Origin of the sequence: Frankia sp. AgKG'84/4 (assembly GCF_023242965.2) — a bacterium.
Classification (GTDB): domain Bacteria; phylum Actinomycetota; class Actinomycetes; order Frankiales; family Frankiaceae; genus Frankia.
Genome location: NZ_JALKFU020001097.1, coordinates 1 through 1,385 on the forward strand (window position 1 = coordinate 1; position 1,385 = coordinate 1,385).

The 1,385-nt window shown below is 76.5% G+C and carries 1 protein-coding gene; it reads right to left on the reverse strand.

Features of this window, described 5'->3' with window-relative positions; all coding sequences use genetic code 11:
* On the reverse strand, positions 1-1,360 hold a 1,360-nt coding region (locus MXD58_RS27600; protein WP_250611044.1), incomplete at its 3' end, for a hypothetical protein.
* Positions 1,361-1,385: the final 25 nt, after the last annotated feature.

The following is a 1,385-nucleotide window of genomic DNA, read 5'->3' on the forward strand; positions in this document are numbered from 1 at the left end:
GCGCCGCACCGGGCGGGCGGGCCGGCTCGGCGGGGACCGGGGACAGCCGGATGCTGGTGCGGCACTGGCCGGTGACGAGGTCCGGGCCGATCCCGAGCGCGCCGAGGGCGCCACACGGGTCGCCCGAGCCGATGCTCTCCAGCAGCCCGACCAGGTCGATGTCGGGCAGGGTTGGCAGTGCCGGCCAGTCCGTGATCCGAAACCCGCCGGCCTCGGTCCACTCCACTGACAGGGCGAACCTCGAACCCAGCGGGGTGGACGTCCCGTCGTAGGTGATCTGGCCGGTGTAGAGGGCCGGCCGGGTCGCCGTCGCCGCCGTGTAGCTGAGCCTGCCGTCGCGAAACCGCAGGCCGAACAGGTCGACGCCGAACCCGAGGGCGAACACCGTCGGCGCGGTGCGGCGCATCTCGACGGTGGCCAGCGGCCCCGCGAGCCCGGCCGGCCCCGTCAACGTCGCGAAGCCGAGTTCCAGCGGGTCGGCGAGGCCAATACTGCCGGTCAGACCGGTGCCCTCGGTCAGCTCGGCGGCCAGCGCGAAGTCGACGCCGAGGACGTCGACCGTCGCCGTCAGCCGCGTTCCCGGCCGCGCCGACGTCCCGTCCGGGCCGGCTGGGGCGTCCGCCGGGACGTGCACGAGTGCGCCGTCGCGCAGCACCAGGTCCGGTAGCCCGGTGGCGCTCCAGTCCCCGGCGCCGACGCACTGGCTGAGCACCTCGCCGATGCCGACGGAACCGGCGAGGCCGACCCGGGCGAGCACGGCGACGCCGTCGTGGAACTCGACCTCGCCGGTCAGGTCGGCGACCGAGCCGACGGTGACGGCGCCGACGAGGGCGAAGCGGGTCAGTCGCCGGGCCGGCGCGGTGCCCGCAGGGCTGCCCGCCGGCGCCGGCTGGCTCGTCCACGCCAGCTCGAGCGCGACCGAGCGCAGCTCGATGCCGGGCATGCCCAGCGGCCGGGACAGCGCCGCGGTCGCCCGCAGCGTGGCGCGGGCCCGCGTCGCGGTCACGACGAACGCGCCGGTGAGGTCGAGCAGCACGGTGCCGGGCTGGCCCGGCGTCGCCTCGCCGGGCATCGAGATGCTGCCCGCGCAGGTCACGGTCACCGGCGCGTCGTCGCGGGCGACGTAGCTCACGTGTGTCCGCGTGACGGTGACGGTGCGCAGGAGGACGAACTCGCCGAGGTCGGCGGTGAAGACGGTGGCCGCGGGGTCCAGCGGGTCGACGGTGGCGTGCACGACCACCGCCGCGTCCGCCCGCGTCTCCAGGACGACGGCGAGCATCTCCCACAGGTCCCCGCCGCCGCGCAGAACGAGGTGGCCGTCGACGTTGAGCCCCCGCCCCCGGACCCGCGCGACGGGCACCGCCGGGATCGCCACCGGCGTCGGC